Origin of the sequence: Stenotrophomonas geniculata (genome assembly GCF_034508895.1) — a bacterium.
Lineage (GTDB): Bacteria > Pseudomonadota > Gammaproteobacteria > Xanthomonadales > Xanthomonadaceae > Stenotrophomonas > Stenotrophomonas geniculata.
The window spans coordinates 1,677,373-1,692,779 of record NZ_CP140571.1 but is presented as its reverse complement, the minus strand read 5'-3'; the positions used below and the strand labels follow the sequence as shown (position 1 = coordinate 1,692,779).

The 15,407-nt window shown below is 67.5% G+C and carries 11 protein-coding genes; 6 read left to right on the top strand and 5 right to left on the bottom strand.

Annotation, left to right across the window (positions count from 1 at the left end):
• Nucleotides 1–101: 101 nt before the first annotated feature.
• A complete protein-coding gene (locus RI032_RS07955) occupies nucleotides 102–1,070 on the bottom strand; it encodes a LysR family transcriptional regulator (protein WP_134959120.1) in 969 nt (322 codons plus the stop codon).
• A gap of 109 nt (nucleotides 1,071–1,179) precedes the next feature.
• On the opposite strand from RI032_RS07955, the gene aceB reads away from it, so the two are divergent.
• The 4 genes from aceB to RI032_RS07935 all read left to right on the top strand — a co-directional run bounded on the left by aceB (nucleotide 1,180) and on the right by RI032_RS07935 (nucleotide 8,130).
• Complete coding sequence (gene aceB, locus RI032_RS07950; protein ID WP_012478791.1) at nucleotides 1,180–2,802, top strand: malate synthase A; 1,623 nt, start codon at nucleotides 1,180–1,182, stop codon at nucleotides 2,800–2,802.
• 65 nt (nucleotides 2,803–2,867) lie between these two features.
• The gene (gene aceA, locus RI032_RS07945; protein ID WP_019337654.1) at nucleotides 2,868–4,169 is read left to right on the top strand and encodes an isocitrate lyase; all 1,302 of its coding nucleotides are present in this window, start codon (nucleotides 2,868–2,870) and stop codon (nucleotides 4,167–4,169) included.
• Nucleotides 4,170–4,586: 417 nt separating this feature from the next.
• Nucleotides 4,587–5,627, top strand: coding sequence for a GGDEF domain-containing protein (locus tag RI032_RS07940; RefSeq protein ID WP_322548099.1), 1,041 nt, complete (start codon nucleotides 4,587–4,589; stop codon nucleotides 5,625–5,627).
• A gap of 4 nt (nucleotides 5,628–5,631) precedes the next feature.
• Nucleotides 5,632–8,130 carry a putative peptide modification system cyclase gene (locus RI032_RS07935; protein ID WP_197616392.1) on the top strand — a complete coding sequence of 833 codons (2,499 nt, stop codon included), beginning with the start codon at nucleotides 5,632–5,634 and terminating at the stop codon, nucleotides 8,128–8,130.
• 7 nt (nucleotides 8,131–8,137) lie between these two features.
• Here the strand turns inward: RI032_RS07935 and RI032_RS07930 are convergent, their stop codons facing one another.
• The gene (locus tag RI032_RS07930) at nucleotides 8,138–8,434 is read right to left on the bottom strand and encodes an NHLP-related RiPP peptide (protein ID WP_010487062.1); all 297 of its coding nucleotides are present in this window, start codon (nucleotides 8,432–8,434) and stop codon (nucleotides 8,138–8,140) included.
• Between the two features lie 138 nt (nucleotides 8,435–8,572).
• On the opposite strand from RI032_RS07930, the gene RI032_RS07925 reads away from it, so the two are divergent.
• A complete protein-coding gene (locus tag RI032_RS07925) occupies nucleotides 8,573–9,739 on the top strand; it encodes a putative peptide maturation dehydrogenase (protein ID WP_322548098.1) in 1,167 nt (388 codons plus the stop codon).
• 19 nt (nucleotides 9,740–9,758) lie between these two features.
• Here RI032_RS07925 and RI032_RS07920 read toward each other — a convergent pair whose 3' ends face one another.
• The 3 genes from RI032_RS07920 to RI032_RS07910 are packed head-to-tail and all read right to left on the bottom strand — an operon-like array spanning nucleotide 9,759 to nucleotide 14,552.
• The gene (locus RI032_RS07920) at nucleotides 9,759–11,759 is read right to left on the bottom strand and encodes an acetyl/propionyl/methylcrotonyl-CoA carboxylase subunit alpha (protein WP_425603843.1); all 2,001 of its coding nucleotides are present in this window, start codon (nucleotides 11,757–11,759) and stop codon (nucleotides 9,759–9,761) included.
• Nucleotides 11,760–11,767: 8 nt separating this feature from the next.
• On the bottom strand, nucleotides 11,768–13,378 hold the full coding sequence (locus RI032_RS07915; protein ID WP_010487057.1) for a carboxyl transferase domain-containing protein: 1,611 nt from the start codon (nucleotides 13,376–13,378) through the stop codon (nucleotides 11,768–11,770).
• 10 nt (nucleotides 13,379–13,388) lie between these two features.
• Nucleotides 13,389–14,552, bottom strand: coding sequence for an isovaleryl-CoA dehydrogenase (locus RI032_RS07910; protein ID WP_019337659.1), 1,164 nt, complete (start codon nucleotides 14,550–14,552; stop codon nucleotides 13,389–13,391).
• Between the two features lie 161 nt (nucleotides 14,553–14,713).
• Here RI032_RS07910 and RI032_RS07905 point away from each other — a divergent pair, with 161 nt between their 5' ends.
• Nucleotides 14,714–15,331, top strand: coding sequence for a TetR/AcrR family transcriptional regulator (locus tag RI032_RS07905; protein ID WP_019337660.1), 618 nt, complete (start codon nucleotides 14,714–14,716; stop codon nucleotides 15,329–15,331).
• Nucleotides 15,332–15,407 lie beyond the last annotated feature (76 nt).

The following is a 15,407-nucleotide window of genomic DNA, read 5'->3' as shown; positions in this document are numbered from 1 at the left end:
CCCGTAACCGGACCCACCCCGCCATCCCACGGAAAGCCCGCTGTCGCCGTTGCTGTTGCTTCGGCCTCTGCGGGTGCAGGGCGCAGCCCTGCCGAACACCCCTACCGCTCGGAATGCCCGCTCTGGTCGTAATCGCGCGGACTGAACAACTCCGGCTGGATCAGCTCGATGAACGCCCGCGCCTGCGCCGACAGTGCCTTGCCGCGGCGCACGATCACGCCGTAGCTGCGCTCGGGGAACCAGCGCTTCATTGATCGCGCCGCCAGCCGTTCGCGGTCGGCCTCGTGCAGGCACAGCGCCGGCACGATGGAAATGCCCATGCCCATCGCCACGTACTGCTTGATCACCTCCCAGCCGCCCACCTCCAGGGCCACGGTGTAGGCGATGCGGTGGCGCTGGAACACCTGGTCGACCAGCCGATAGGTGATCTGCCGCTTCGGTGGCAGCACCAGTGGATAGCGCGCGATGTCGGCCAGCTCCAGCTCGCCACCGCTGGCCAGCGGATGATCGTGCGGCGCGATCAGTACCTGCTCGAAGCGATAGGCCGGGGCGTAGCTGAGATCGGCCGGCACATCGGTCATCGAACCGATCGCCAGGTCGGCGGCATCCTCGCGCAGCAGGTCGGTGCCGTCGGCGCTGATCGCGTTGTGCAGGGTCAGGCGCACGTCCGGGTAGTGCAGGCGGAAGCGTTCGACGATCTTCGGCAGCAGGTACAGGATGGTCGAGCTGTTGGCGGCGATGTTCAGCTCGCCCGCATCCAGGCCGCGTACCTTGTCGCGGAAGCGTGCCTCCAGCCCGTCCAGGTTCTCCACCAGCGGCTGCGCCATTTCGTACAGCAGCTGGCCCTCGCGGCTGGGCACCAGGCGACGCCCGCTGCGCTCGAACAACGGCACGCCCAGCTCCCGTTCCAGAGCCTGCAACTGCAGGCTGATGGCCGGCTGGCTGACGAACAATGCCTCAGCCGCCCGTGAGACAGAGCCCAGACGCACGGTCTGGCAGAACGCGCGCAACGGCTTCAACCGGTCGGATTTGTAGGAAAAACGCGGACTTGGCGAGGGGCGCGTGGTCATGGCGTTACAAGTATTAGCACAACTTATGTAGAGCATTGCAAAAACTGTTTTGCCAAATACTCGGCCCGGGCGGCAACGTGGAGGCGTTCCCCACCGCTGGAGTCGCCCCATGTCCGCCGTCGCTTCCGCTGTTCCCACCCCTGCCAGCAAGGCCACCCCCGGCATCGCCCTGGCGACCCGCGTGGCCGGTCAGGACACCGTGCTGCCGGCGCCGCTGCTGGCCCTGCTGGTGTCGCTGCACCGTGCGGTGGAACCGGGCCGGCAGGCACGGCTGCAGGCCCGCCGTGAACGCCAGGCGTTCTTCGACCAGGGCGGCCTGCCGGACTTCCGTGAAGACACCACCGCGATCCGTAGCGGCGACTGGCGCGTTGCGCCGCTGCCGGCCGCGCTGCAGGACCGCCGCGTCGAGATCACCGGCCCGACAGACCCGAAGATGGTCATCAACGCGCTGAACTCCGGCGCCAAGGTGTTCATGGCCGACTTCGAGGATTCGACCTCGCCGACCTGGCGCAACCTGCTGGCCGGGCAGCAGTCGCTGGCGGCGGCGGTGCGTGGTGATCTGGAATTCACCGCCGCCAATGGCAAGCACTACACGCTGCGTCCGTACGACGAACAGGCGGTGCTGATCGTGCGCCCGCGCGGCTGGCATCTGGACGAGAAGCACGTGCGCATCGACGGCCAGTTCATCGCCGGCGGCCTGTTCGACGCGGCGGTGTTCGCCTTCCACAACGCCCGCACCCTGCAGGCCAAGGACCGCGGCCCGTACTTCTACCTGCCCAAGCTGCAGAGCATGGAAGAGGCCGCGCTGTGGGAGACCGCGCTGTCGCACATCGAAGGCATGCTCGGCCTGCCGCACGGCCAGATCAAGGTGACCGTGCTGATCGAAACGCTGCCGGCGGTGTTCGAGATGGACGAGATCCTGCACGCACTGCGTGACCGCATCGTCGGCCTGAACTGCGGGCGCTGGGATTACATCTTCTCGTACCTGAAGACCTTCCGCCGCCACGCCGACCGCGTGCTGCCCGAACGCGGCCAGGTGACCATGACCCAGCCGTTCCTGAAGGCGTATTCGGAACTGCTGATCCAGACCTGCCACCGCCGCGGTGCGCATGCGATGGGCGGCATGGCCGCGCAGATCCCGATCAACAACGATGCCGCGGCCAACGAACAGGCGATGGCCCGGGTGCGCGCCGACAAGCTGCGCGAAGTCACCGCCGGCCATGACGGCACCTGGGTTGCGCATCCGGCGCTGATTCCAGTGGCGATGGCGATCTTCGACGAACACATGCCCGGTGCGAACCAGCACAGCGTGCTGCGCCAGGATGTGCGCGTGGGCCGCGATGAACTGATCGCGCGCCCGCCGGGCACCATCACCCGTGCCGGCTTCGAAGGCAACGTGGAAGTCTGCGTGCGCTACCTGGCGGCGTGGCTGGATGGCAACGGTTGCGTGCCGATCCACCACCTGATGGAGGACGCGGCCACCGCCGAGATCAGCCGCAGCCAGCTGTGGCAGTGGCTGCATACGCCGGGCCAGCAACTGGACGACGGCACCGCGATCGATCTGGCGCTGCTGGATTCCACTCTCTCGCAGCTGCCGGCACGGCTGGGCGATACCGCCGCGCTGCCTGGTGGTACACGCATCGGCGAAGCCATCACCCTGCTCGGCGAACTGAGCCGCAGCGACGAACTGACCGATTTCCTGACCCTGCCGGCCTACGCGCGCATCGATTGACTCCCGCCCGCGTTTCCACGCCGTTTCCCTCCCCGCTGCACGCACGAACCGAACTGGAGAAAGACATGAGCAAGCTGCCCACTGCCGAACAGATCCAGCACGACTGGGATACCAACCCGCGCTGGGAAGGCATCCAGCGCAACTACAGCGCCGCCGACGTGGTGCGCCTGCGCGGCACCGTCCACATCGAGCATTCGCTGGCCCGCCTGGGTGCGGAGAAGCTGTGGGCGTCGCTGCATGAGCGCGAGTTCGTCAACGCGCTGGGTGCGCTGACCGGCAACCAGGCCATGCAGCAGGTCAAGGCTGGCCTGAAGGCCATCTACCTGTCCGGTTGGCAGGTGGCGGCCGACGCCAACCTGGCCGGCCAGATGTACCCGGACCAGTCGCTGTACCCGGCCGATTCGGTGCCGGCGGTGGTCAAGCGCATCAACAACACGCTGCTGCGCGCCGACCAGCTGCACCATGCCGAAGGCAAGGATGACATCGACTTCCTGCAGCCGATCGTGGCCGATGCAGAAGCCGGTTTCGGCGGCGTGCTCAACGCCTTCGAACTGATGAAGGCGATGATCGAGGCCGGTGCCGCCGGCGTGCACTTCGAGGATCAGCTGGCCTCGGTGAAGAAGTGCGGCCACATGGGCGGCAAGGTGCTGGTGCCGACCCGTGAGGCGATCGAGAAGCTCAACGCCGCGCGCCTGGCCGCCGACGTGCTGGGTGTGCCGACCCTGCTGGTCGCGCGCACCGATGCCGAAGCAGCGGATCTGTTGACCAGTGACATCGACGGCAACGACAAGCCGTTCACCACCGGTGAGCGCACCGTCGAAGGCTTCTACAAGACCCGCAATGGCCTGGACCAGGCGATCAGCCGTGGCCTGGCCTATGCACCCTACGCCGACCTGGTGTGGTGCGAGACCGGCAAGCCGGATCTGGAATTCGCACGCAGGTTCGCCGAGGCGATCCATGCGAAGTTCCCCGGGAAGCTGCTGGCCTACAACTGCTCGCCCAGCTTCAACTGGAAGAAGAACCTGGACGACGCCACCATCGCGAAGTTCCAGCGCGAGCTGGGCAGCTACGGCTACAAGTTCCAGTTCATCACCCTGGCCGGCTTCCATGCGCTGAATTACGGCATGTTCAACCTGGCCCACGGCTATGCACGCCGCCAGATGAGCGCGTTCGTGGAGCTGCAGGAAGCCGAGTTCGAAGCGGCCGAGCGTGGCTTCACTGCGGTCAAGCACCAGCGTGAGGTCGGTACCGGTTACTTCGACGCGGTGACCCAGGCGATCCAGCAGGGCCAGTCGTCGACCACCGCGCTGACCGGCTCGACCGAGGAAGAGCAGTTCCACGGCGGGCGCAGCGAACGCGCTGCGTGATGCGGTAGTGCCGGCCGCTGGCCGGCAACCCGTCGATGTTCCCGAGGTCCAGATGGTTGCCGGCCAGCGGCCGGCACTACCGGGCCTCAGAGCGATCAGGGTGGCCAGGGAAGGGCCAGACAACGCCGGCCGGTCGGGGGACCTGCCGGCGTTGTTGTATCGATGCAAAGGCGCGGCCAGCAGGCAGCGTCAATCAGGCGCACCCCGTGTGCCGGCAACTTGGCCGAAACCCTGTGAAACCCGGCATCGGATTGATCCAGCAGGGGTTTTGCCCGGACACCCGTGACCAGAACGGGCCACCATCGATCTTCACATCAATCAAGATCGGCAGAAGGGTCAAAATGAGATAGGGCGCACACTTTAAAGCGGTGCTATGCTCCGCGGCTCACCAGGGGACGCTGGCGGCGGGTGCAGGGAATGACCGGCAGGGGTGCGGCCGAGAACAGTGATGTGACGTCAGGTATCGCCCGGGTGGCGATGGCCGAGATCGTGCACGCGCTGCTGTCCGCTGCCGAGGTGGCATTGTTCGCCAGATTTGCCCGTCCATGCAAGCTTCATGCCGGACAGTGGTTGTTCCAGCGTGGCCATCGCGGCGAACGGATGTATGTGATCCTCCAGGGCCAGATCGAACTGGACTTCGGCGAGGACCTGGTGATCAAGACGCTCGGCCAGCATGAGTTCTTCGGTGAGCTTGGCCTGCTGGTCGGTGATCACCTGCGCAGCGCCAGTGCACGCGCGCTGGCCGACTGCGAAGTACTGGAGCTGGGCCCGGCCGATTTCCATCGCCTGGTGGAATCCGATCCCGGCCTGGTCGCCTACTTCCTGCGCCGCACGATCATGCGCGTGCTGACCAACGAGCAGGCCTTGATCAGCCAGCTGCGCCGGCGCAACCATGATCTGGAAACCGCACTGGACAATCTGTACATCACCACCCATCAGCTGACCCACACCCGTGAGCTGGTGCGTACCGATGAACTGACCGGGCTGCACAACCGCCGTGGCCTGACCCTGTACCTGCAGGAGTGCCGCGCCGACGGTGGCGGGTTGCCGCAGGCCCTGCTGCTGATCGACTGCGACCGCTTCAAGCAGATCAATGATCGGCACGGCCACCAGGCCGGCGACCGTGTGCTGCAGAGCATGGGCAACATCCTGCGCTCGATGGCCGGTGAGCAGGACCTGGCCTGCCGCCTCGGCGGCGATGAGTTCTGCCTGATCCTGCGCCGTGGCAATCACGAGATCGTGCAGCACGCGGCCGAGTTCATCCTCAGCGCGGTGCATGGCCTGCTCGAACGCAGTCATGGCACGCCGCATGTCAGCCTGGTCAGCATCGGTGCCAGCCTGCTGGCGCCGGAGGCCGGCTGGAGCGAGTGGTATGCCAGCGCGGACCGCGCGCTGTACAAGGCCAAGCGCGATGGTGGCAACTGCCTGCGCTGGGTGGATGCTCCGGACGGCCCATAGGGAGATGCAGGCGATGAATGGCGACAACGGAACGTCAGCCCCGCATAGCCCCCAGCTACGCGCCCTGCTGTTCACCGATCTGTGTGATTCGCTGCAGCTGGTCGAGCGGATCGGCGACGTCGCGGCCGCGAGCCTGTTCCAGGAACACGACCGCCTGGTGCTGGTGTTGCAGCACCGCTGGAATGGCCAGCTGATCGATCGCTCCGACGGCCTGTTCATGCTGTTCGAGCGCGCCATCGATGCGCTCGGTTTCGCGCTGGACTACCAGTGCGAACTGCACACGCTGGGCCAGCAGCGTTCGATTGAACTGCGTGCGCGTGCCGGCCTGCATGTGGGTGACGTACTGACCTGGGACAACAGTCCCGAAGCGGTGCGCGCCGGCGCCAAGTCGATGGAAGTGGAAGGGCTGGCCAAGCCGATGGCGGCGCGCCTGATGATGCTGGCACGGCCTGGCCAGATCCTGTTGTCGGCCGTGGCCGAATCACTGACCCGCCGCGCCACCGATGCGTTGGGCGAGCGCGGCGCGCGCCTGCTGTGGAAGTCGCACGGGCGCTGGCGCTTCAAGGGCGTGCCGGTGGTGCAGGAAGTGATCGAAGTAGGCGAGATCGGCTCGGCGCCGCTGCGCATGCCACGTGCCAATGCCAAGGCGCGCCGCGACCTGCCGCTGTGGCGGCAGCCGTTGGTGCTGGCCGCTGAAGGTCTGGTACTGACGGTGGCGGTGCTGGGCGGCTGGCTGCTGCTGCGGCCGGAGCCGGCGATCGCCTTTGCCGAACGCGACTGGGTGGTACTCGGGGATGTCGACAATCTCACCGGTGATCCGATCTTCGACGATTCGATGCGGCACGCGATCCGCATCGCGCTGGAGCAGTCGCGCTACGTGAATGTGCTGTCCGAGGGCAAGATCCGCGAAAGCCTGGAAATGGCGCGGCTCTCGGGCGATACCCGGCTCAACCGGGATACTGCCGTCGATGTTGCGGTACGTGAAGGTGCGCGAGCGGTGCTGCTGCCGACGGTGCGGCAGAAGATCGGTGGCTACGAGCTCGCCATCGACGTCGCAGCACCGGGCAGCGGCCAGGTGATCCAGACGTTCACCGCCACCGCGGATCGATCCGATCAGATGGTGTTCGCGGTGGACGACGTGGTCGGGCGCCTGCGACGTGGCCTGGGCGAATCGGTGGCGAGCCTGGAACAGTCGTTGCCGCTGCCGCGGGCATCGACCCAGGACCTGCGCGCACTACGTGCGTTTGCCCTGGCCGAAAGCGCACTGGGCCAGCGTCGCTTCGAAGAAGCACGCAACCTCTACCAGGCGGCGATCGATATCGATCCCGGTTTCGCCCTGGCCTACATGGGCGTGGCCAAGCTGCTGGCCCGCACTGCGCAGGTTGCGGACGCGCGTGACGCGCTGGAGCACGCGCTGGCCCAGCAGCAGCGCTTGCCCGCGCGTGAGCGCCTGTACCTGAAGGGCTGGCAAGCCGAACTGGAACCCGGTGGCTGGCCGCTGGAACAGTGGCGTGCACTGGCCAAGATCTATCCGGATTCGTTTGCGGGGCTGTCCAATACCTCCTGGGGGCTGCTGCAGGACAATCGCTTCGCCGAGGCCGTGCCCTACGCGCGCGCCGCGACGGTGCCTCAGGACCCGTTGCGGCTGTATCCGATGATCCATCTGGCGCGGGCACAGTTGGGCCTCGGCCAGCCGCAGCAGGCAATGCGCACCTTGCACCAGGCACAGATGCTGCGCGGCAATGACGAGGCCGACGACCTGGATGTGGACGTGCTGGTTGCGCAGGGCCTGGACGCACAGGCACAGCAGCTGTTGATGCGGTTGCCGCGGGGGGATGACCTGCAACAGCGCATGCGCCTGAGGGCAAACCTGCTGGTGGCTGCGGAGCAGCGTGATTGCAGCAGCCTGCATGCCGCGATCGCTGCGGATGGCCCGGCACCGGATCTGATCGACTACCAGATCCATCAACGGCTGCAACACGCCACCGTGACCACGTTGTGCACGGCCGGCGATGCGAAGGAGCTTGAATCCATCGCCGCCATGCTGCGACCGCTGCTGCGGAAGAACGACGACTCCGCCGTGGGTAGCCGCAGTCTGCAGTTGCTGGCCCTGACCTATCTGGCCCAGCGCCAGGGCCAGCATGCGCTGGCCGCAGAGTGGCTGCGTGACCACGGCGAACTGCTGGAGCGGCAGCGCAGCCCTGTGGTGGGCAAGTGGCGCCGGGTTGTGCTGGCGATGGCCGAACTGGCGCAACAGCGTCCGCAAGCGGCACGCCATCTGCTCGAGCCCACCTTTGATGGCAGCGAACCGGTGCAGGCGCATGTTGTGCTGCTGCAGGCATTGCGTGCCGAGCAGGACACTGCTGGCGTGCGCCGCGAGCAGGCCTGGCTGGCCCGGCACCACGGTCAGGCCATTGCCGAGGTGGCGTCCATGCAGGTCTGGCAGCCCCTGAATGTGCACGACATCGCCACGGAGGCGACGTCGGTGCGGGTACCGCGCTGATGCGGACTCAGGCGTTGACGCGCTCGTCGATCCGGTCGGCTTCGAAGCAGAACACCACCGTCATCGAGGCGGTCGAGGCACTCAGGTATGCATGCAGCGAATCGCGGGTGCGGCGCAGCTCCTCGACCGAAGCCAGGGTGCCGATCTTCATGCAGTCGTTCTCGCCAACGGCACCGTCCAGGCCGATCGAGGCCAGGGCCTTGCCCGGCGATGCGGTGAAGTGGTTGCGGAAGTCGTCGTTGCCGATGAGGTGGTCCAGCAGGGTGCTGGCGTCTTCGGCGGAAAGGCGGGGATGGGTGCTCATGGAGATCGTCCGTAGGTTGAGTTTCTCGTATCGGCCGCGACAGCCTGCCATTGAGGGCGGTGGCGTGCATGTCGCTAAAGTTGGCCGCGTCGCGGTCGTTGCTGCTATGCCGGTTGTGCGGCAGAAGGAAGGAAACCCATGCGCCTGCGCCGCTGCGCCAGCCTGATGTTCGAGCCCCGCGAGTCGGTCACCCTGGACCTGCGCGCGATGCTGGCCGGCCAGGCCGAGATGGACAGCCAGATCAGCTGGGTGGCCCTGGCCGCCCATCTGGACCAGCCGCTGCCGGTGGACGCCGAGGAGCGCCAGCTGCTGGGCGAGCTCAGCGCGCACCGCTGGAGCGAACCGCCGGCCGGCACCTCTCCGGCGATGCTGGCGCGCCTGGTCGAGCAGGGGCTGGTGCTGACCGACCCGCCGGATGAGGTCGGGCACCAGATGCGTGATGAGGCATTGCGACGCAGCCAGTGGTGGCCGTTGGCCGCACTGGCCCATCGCCATGCGCGCTGGCAGGCGGTGGACAGCGTGGAGGACATGCGTCGCCAGGGGCTGGATACCGCTGCCGGCCTGCGCCAGCGGCTGGGGCCGCCACCACCGGTGGTGCAGGCCCTGCAGGGCGACTACCAGCCGTTGCCGCGCAGCGAAGAGGCGGCGTTCGACGCGCTGCTGGCGCAGCGCACGACCTGCCGCAATTTCGACCCGCAGCGCGCGCTGCCATTGCCGCTGCTGGCCCAGGTGCTGCAGCGCACGCTGATGGCCCACGCGGTGCAGAAGGTCGAGCGTGATACCGAGTTCCTGAAGAAGAACGTGCCCTCCGGTGGCGGCCTGCATCCCACCGAAGGTTTCCTGCTGGTGCAGAACGTGGAAGGACTGGCACCGGGCCTGTACCACTACCACCCGGTGCAGCACGCCGTGCTGCCGCTGCCCTCGCCGCCGCCTGATGCATTGCCCGCGCTGGCACGGCGGATGCTGTCCGGTCAGGAGTGGTTCGCCGATGCACCGGCGCTGCTGGTGCTGGCACCGCGGTACGACCGCTGCTTCTGGAAGTACCGCAACCACGCCAAGGCGTATCGTGCGGTGACGCTGGATGTCGGCCACATCTCGCAGCTGCTGTACCTGTGCGCGACCGAGCGTGGCCTGGCGGCATTCGTCACCGCAGCCATCAACGATGCCGATGTCGATCGTGCCTTCGGTTTCGACGGCATCGGGCAGAGCGCGATGGCCATCTGCGGCCTGGGCTGGCGCAGTGCCACGCTGGACACGGCCGAATTCGATCCTGCTGGCCGGGTGGTGGTGGCCGACGACCGCTGAGCGGTCGCCGCCGCGGCGTTCACGCCGCCTCGAAGTCCACCAGTACTGCACCGTCACCCACCTGGTCGCCGGCCTTGGCGCGGTAACCCTTCACCGTGCCGTCCGCCGGTGCCTGCAGCGTGTGCTCCATCTTCATCGCTTCCAGCACCACCAGCGGCGTGCCGCGCTTGACCTCGGTACCGGCGGCGACCAGCGTCGCAACGATCTTGCCCGGCATCGGCGCCAGCAGGCTGCCGGCGTCGGCCACGGCGTGGTCCGATTCACCCACCGGATCGTGCAGGGTGAAACGGTGCTGGCCGTCGGCGCCGAACAGGTACAGCTGGTCACCGTCGCGCAGCAGCTGCAACGACCAGCGGCGCTCGCCCAGCTGCACCGTCAGGCCCTGCATATTGGCCGTGCCGATCACCTGCACCGGCGCCGCATCGTCGCACTGCACGCGCCAGCCATCGGCCTGCGCCCACACCTTCAGCGTGTGCCGGCGCTCTCCCTGCTGCAGCGGCAATACGCGCGGCGCGGACGCGCCAAGGCGCCAGCCGTCCTGCGCCTGCCACGGCGAATGCGGGTCGCGCGCATCGCTGCCGGCACCGGCAGTGCTTGCAACAGCGGCCACGGCGGCCAGCTGCCACAGGGCATCATCCGTATCGCCCGCTGCACTCAATGCCGCCTGTTCGCGTTCGATCAGCGCGGTATCCAGCTTGGCGTGCGCGAACGAATCGGTGTTCACCAGGCGGCGCAGGAAGCCGGCATTGGTGGTCACGCCCACCACCTGGCAGTCGGCCAGCGCCTGGCTCATGCGGCGCAGCGCGGCGTCGCGGTCCACGTCCCAGACGATCAGCTTGGCGATCATCGGGTCGTAGTACGGGGTGATGCTGTCGCCTTCCTCCACGCCGGTATCCACGCGCACATGGGCAGACGGAGCCGGCAGGCGCAGGCGGCGCAGGGTACCGGTGGAGGGCAGGAAGCCGCGGTCGGCATCTTCTGCGTACAGGCGTGCTTCGATGGCATGGCCGTGGATCGTCAGCTGCTCCTGGCGCAGCGGCAGCGGCAAGCCCGAGGCCACGCGCAGCTGCCATTCCACCAGGTCGGTGCCGGTGATGTATTCGGTCACCGGGTGCTCGACCTGAAGGCGGGTGTTCATTTCCATGAAGTAGAAATCGCCGTCCGGGCCGGCGATGAACTCCACCGTGCCGGCACCGACGTAGCCCACCGCGCGCGCGGCATCGACCGCCGCCTTGCCCATCGCCGCGCGACGTTCTGCACTCATGCCTGGCGCCGGGGCTTCTTCCAGCACCTTCTGGTGGCGGCGCTGCACCGAGCAGTCGCGCTCGAACAGGTAGACCGCCTCACCGTGGCTGTCGCCGAACACCTGGATTTCGATATGGCGCGGGCGCTCGACATACTTCTCGACCAGCACGTGGTCATTGCCGAACGCCGAGGCCGCCTCGCGCTGGCAGCTGGCCAGCGCATCGACGAAGTCCTCGCTGCGCTCGACCTTGCGCATGCCCTTGCCACCGCCACCGGCGCTGGCCTTGATCAGCACCGGGTAACCGATGGCGTCGGCCTGTTCGCGCAGGAAGGACGGTTCCTGCTGGTCGCCGTGGTAGCCCGGGGTCAGCGGCACGCCGGCGTTCGCCATCAATGCCTTGGCCGCGCTCTTGTCGCCCATCGCGCGGATGGCGCTGGCCGGCGGCCCGATGAAGGTGATGCTGGCGGCGGCGCAGGCATCGGCGAAGTCGGCATTCTCGGACAGGAAGCCGTAACCGGGGTGGATCGCCTGCGCGCCGGTCAGGCGTGCGGCGTCGAGCAGGGCATCGCCGCGCAGGTAACTTTCACGTGCAGCGGCCGGACCGATGTGGATGGCTTCGTCGGCCAGGCGCACGTGGCGCGCGTTGCGGTCGGCATCGGAATATACCGCCACGGTGGCGATGCCGAGGCGGCGGCAGGTGGCGATGACGCGACAGGCGATTTCGCCGCGATTGGCGATCAGGACTTTGGTGAACATGGCAACAGGCTCGGTCATGGCACGGGTTACATGCGGAACACGCCGAAGCGCGTCTGCTGCGGGGCGGCATTGAGGCTGGCCGACAGCGCCAGGGCCAGTACGCGGCGGGTGTCGGCCGGATCGATCACGCCGTCGTCCCACAGGCGCGCGCTGGCGTAGTACGGGTGGCCCTGCTGCTCGAACTGCTCGCGGATCGGTGCCTTGAACGCATCTTCCTCCGCTGCCGGCCACTGGCCGCCCTTGGCTTCGATGCCATCGCGCTTGACCGTGGCCAGAACGCTGGCGGCCTGTTCGCCGCCCATCACGCCGATGCGTGCATTGGGCCACATCCACAGGAAGTTGGGCGAATAGGCGCGGCCGCACATGCCGTAGTTGCCGGCACCGAACGAGCCGCCGATGACCACGGTGAACTTGGGAACCTTGGCGCAGGCTACTGCCATCACCAGCTTGGCGCCGTCCTTGGCGATGCCGCCCTGTTCGTACTTGCGGCCGACCATGAAGCCGGTGATGTTCTGCAGGAATACCAGCGGGATGTTGCGCTGGGTGCACAGCTCGATGAAGTGCGCGCCTTTCAGTGCCGACTCGGAGAACAGGATGCCGTTGTTGGCGATGATGCCGATCGGGTAGCCGTTCAGATGCGCGAAGCCGGTCACCAGTGTTGCGCCATAGCGCGGCTTGAACTCGTCAAAGCGCGAGCCATCGACCAGGCGTGCGATCACTTCGCGCACGTCGTAGGGCTTGCGCGTATCGGCGGGAATCACCCCATACAGTTCATGCGCCGGCAGCAGCGGTTCCTCGGGCGCCTGCACCGCCATCGCCGGCTCCGGCTTGCGCCAGTTCAGCTGTGCGATGATCGCGCGCACCCGTGCCAGCGCCTGCAGATCGTTGTCGGCCATGTGGTCGGCCACGCCGGAGATGCGGGTGTGTACGTCGGCACCGCCCAGTTCCTCGGCCGTCACCACTTCACCGGTGGCGGCCTTCACCAGCGGCGGGCCGCCGAGGAAGATCGTGCCCTGCTCGCGCACGATCACCGTCTCGTCGCTCATCGCCGGCACGTAGGCGCCACCGGCGGTGCAGCTGCCCATCACGCAGGCGATCTGCGGAATGCCCTGCGCCGACAGGTTGGCCTGGTTGTAGAAGATGCGGCCGAAATGATCGCGGTCGGGGAACACCTCGTCCTGCAGCGGCAGGAAGGCGCCGCCGGAATCGACCAGGTAGATGCACGGCAGGTGGTTCTGCTCGGCGATCTCCTGCGCGCGCAGGTGCTTCTTCACCGTCATCGGGTAGTAGGTGCCGCCCTTGACCGTGGCATCGTTGGCCACGATCACGCATTCCACGCCGCTCACGCGGCCGATGCCGGCCACCACGCCGGCGGCGGGCACGGCATCGTCATACATGCCGTGCGCGGCCAGCGGCGCGATTTCCAGGAAGGCGCTGCCGGGGTCGAGCAGGGCGTCGATACGGTCGCGCACCAGCAGCTTGCCGCGCGCGGTGTGCTTGGCGCGTGCCGCCTCGCTTCCGCCCAGTGCAGTGCGGGCAAGCGTGGCGTGCAGGTCGTCGACCACGGCCTGCATGGCCGCGCGGTTGCTTTCAAACGTTTCGCTGCCCGGTTGCAGCTGGCTGTTCAGGACGGTCATCGCGGTGGCCTTACAGGGTGCGCTGGAACAGTTCGCGGCCGATCAGCATGCGGCGGATCTCCGAGGTGCCGGCGCCGATTTCATACAGCTTGGCGTCGCGCCACAAACGGCCGGTCGGGTATTCGTTGATGTAGCCGTTGCCGCCCAGGATCTGGATCGCCTGGCCGGTCAGCCAAGTGGCCTTCTCGGCGGCGTACAGGATGGCACCGGCGGCGTCCTGGCGGGTGGTGCGGCCCTGGTCGCAGGCGCGTGCCACGGCATAGACATACGCACGGCAGGCGCCCAGGCCCACGTACATGTCGGCAATCTTGCCCTGGATCAGCTGGAAGCTGCCGATCGCCTCACCGAACTGGTGGCGCTCGTGCACGTAGGGCATCACCACGTCCATCGCTGCGGCCATCAGGCCCAGCGGGCCGCCGGACAGCACCACGCGCTCGTAGTCCAGGCCGGACATCAGCACGCGCACGCCGCCACCGATCTGGCCCAGCACGTTTTCTTCCGGTACTTCGCAGTCCTGGAACACCAGCTCGCAGGTGGGCGAGGAACGCATGCCCAGCTTGTCCAGCTTCTGCGCGGTGGAGAAGCCCTTCATGCCCTTCTCGACCAGGAACGCGGTGATGCCCTTGGCGCCGGCGTCCATGTCGGTCTTGGCATAGACCACCAGCACGTCGGCATCCGGGCCGTTGGTGATCCACATCTTGTTGCCGTTGAGCACGTAGCGGTCACCACGCTTGTCGGCGCGCAGTTTCATCGACACCACGTCCGAACCGGCACCCGGCTCGCTCATCGCCAGCGCGCCGACCAGGCTGCCGTTGCACAGGCCCGGCAGGAAGCGCTGTTTCTGTTCTTCGTTGCCATTCTTGCGCAGCTGGTTCACGCACAGGTTGGAGTGCGCGCCGTAGGACAGGCCGATGCCGCCGGAAGCACGCGAGATCTCTTCCATCGCCACCACGTGGGCCAGGTAGCCCATGCCGGTGCCGCCGTATTCTTCTTCCACGGTGAGGCCGAGCAGGCCCTGTTCGCCCAGCTTCGGCCACAGGGCCAGCGGGAACTGATTGGTGGCATCGGCCTCGGCGGCCAGCGGTGCGACCTCGGCGGCGGCAAAATGGGCCACGCTCTGGCGCAGCAGGTCGATGTCTTCGCCAAGGTCGAAGTTCAGGGATGGCACGTGCATTGTGGTGGCTCCACGGCGGGATGGCAGGAAATGGACGCACCCGGCGGGGGAGCGGGCGGCGGTCTGCAGGACCGCTGCCCGCACGGGCGATTGGACCCCAGCGTAGCGGGGTTCGGGTAAGAAGTGAATACAAATTCAAAAATTGAAACTAGAATCAAAACATGGCCTACAAACGCTCTGCACTGATGGAAGAACGGCTGGCCGGGGCCCGTGAACGGATCCTGTTGGCCACCCGCGAGCTGGTCGCCACCGGCGGCTGGCGCAATGCTCCGGTAACCGCCGTGGCGACCCAGGCGGGGGTGTCCACCGGCCTGATCTACCGGCACTTCCCGTCCAAGGCCGAGTTGTTCGTGGAGGTGCTCAACGCCGCCGTGGCCCACGAGGTTGCGATCATGGAGCGCATCGCCAGCGGCCCGGAGGTGGCCAGCGAGCGCCTGCGGCTGGCGATCACCGCCTTCGTCCGCCGCGCCCTGGCCGGGCCGGGGCTGGCGCACGCCTTCATCGTTGAACCGGTCGACCCGGACGTGGAAGCCGAGCGCATGCGCGGTCGCCGCGCGTTCGGTGACGTGTTCCTGCGGCTGGTGGAGGAGGGCGTGGCGGCCGGTGAGCTGCCGGCGCAGGACGCGCATGTGGCCGCCGCCTGCCTGGTCGGCGCCTTCACCGAAGCCATGGTCGGCCCGACCGCGCCCAGCCGCGAAGCACACCGCGACGAAGACGCACTGGTGGATGCGATCTGCAGCTTCTGCCTGCGTGCGATCGGCGCCCCCGCAAAACGGTAGCGCCGGGCCATGCCCGGCGGCTGTTGCCATCCTCGACCGTTGTTGCCGCGCTTCGCGCTCGCCGGGCACGGCCCGG

What these genes read in the sequence shown, in the direction of transcription:
- RI032_RS07915 (WP_010487057.1), bottom strand. Translation starts at nt 13,378, where the DNA reads ATGACCGTCCTGAACAGCCAGCTGCAACCGGGCAGCGAAACGTTTGAA.
- aceB (WP_012478791.1), top strand. Translation starts at nt 1,180, where the DNA reads ATGTCCGCCGTCGCTTCCGCTGTTCCCACCCCTGCCAGCAAGGCCACC.
- RI032_RS07925 (WP_322548098.1), top strand. Translation starts at nt 8,573, where the DNA reads ATGCGCCTGCGCCGCTGCGCCAGCCTGATGTTCGAGCCCCGCGAGTCG.
- RI032_RS07905 (WP_019337660.1), top strand. Translation starts at nt 14,714, where the DNA reads ATGGCCTACAAACGCTCTGCACTGATGGAAGAACGGCTGGCCGGGGCC.
- RI032_RS07930 (WP_010487062.1), bottom strand. Translation starts at nt 8,434, where the DNA reads ATGAGCACCCATCCCCGCCTTTCCGCCGAAGACGCCAGCACCCTGCTG.
- aceA (WP_019337654.1), top strand. Translation starts at nt 2,868, where the DNA reads ATGAGCAAGCTGCCCACTGCCGAACAGATCCAGCACGACTGGGATACC.
- RI032_RS07940 (WP_322548099.1), top strand. Translation starts at nt 4,587, where the DNA reads ATGACCGGCAGGGGTGCGGCCGAGAACAGTGATGTGACGTCAGGTATC.
- RI032_RS07955 (WP_134959120.1), bottom strand. Translation starts at nt 1,070, where the DNA reads ATGACCACGCGCCCCTCGCCAAGTCCGCGTTTTTCCTACAAATCCGAC.
- RI032_RS07910 (WP_019337659.1), bottom strand. Translation starts at nt 14,552, where the DNA reads ATGCACGTGCCATCCCTGAACTTCGACCTTGGCGAAGACATCGACCTG.
- RI032_RS07920 (WP_425603843.1), bottom strand. Translation starts at nt 11,759, where the DNA reads ATGACCGAGCCTGTTGCCATGTTCACCAAAGTCCTGATCGCCAATCGC.
- RI032_RS07935 (WP_197616392.1), top strand. Translation starts at nt 5,632, where the DNA reads ATGCAGGCGATGAATGGCGACAACGGAACGTCAGCCCCGCATAGCCCC.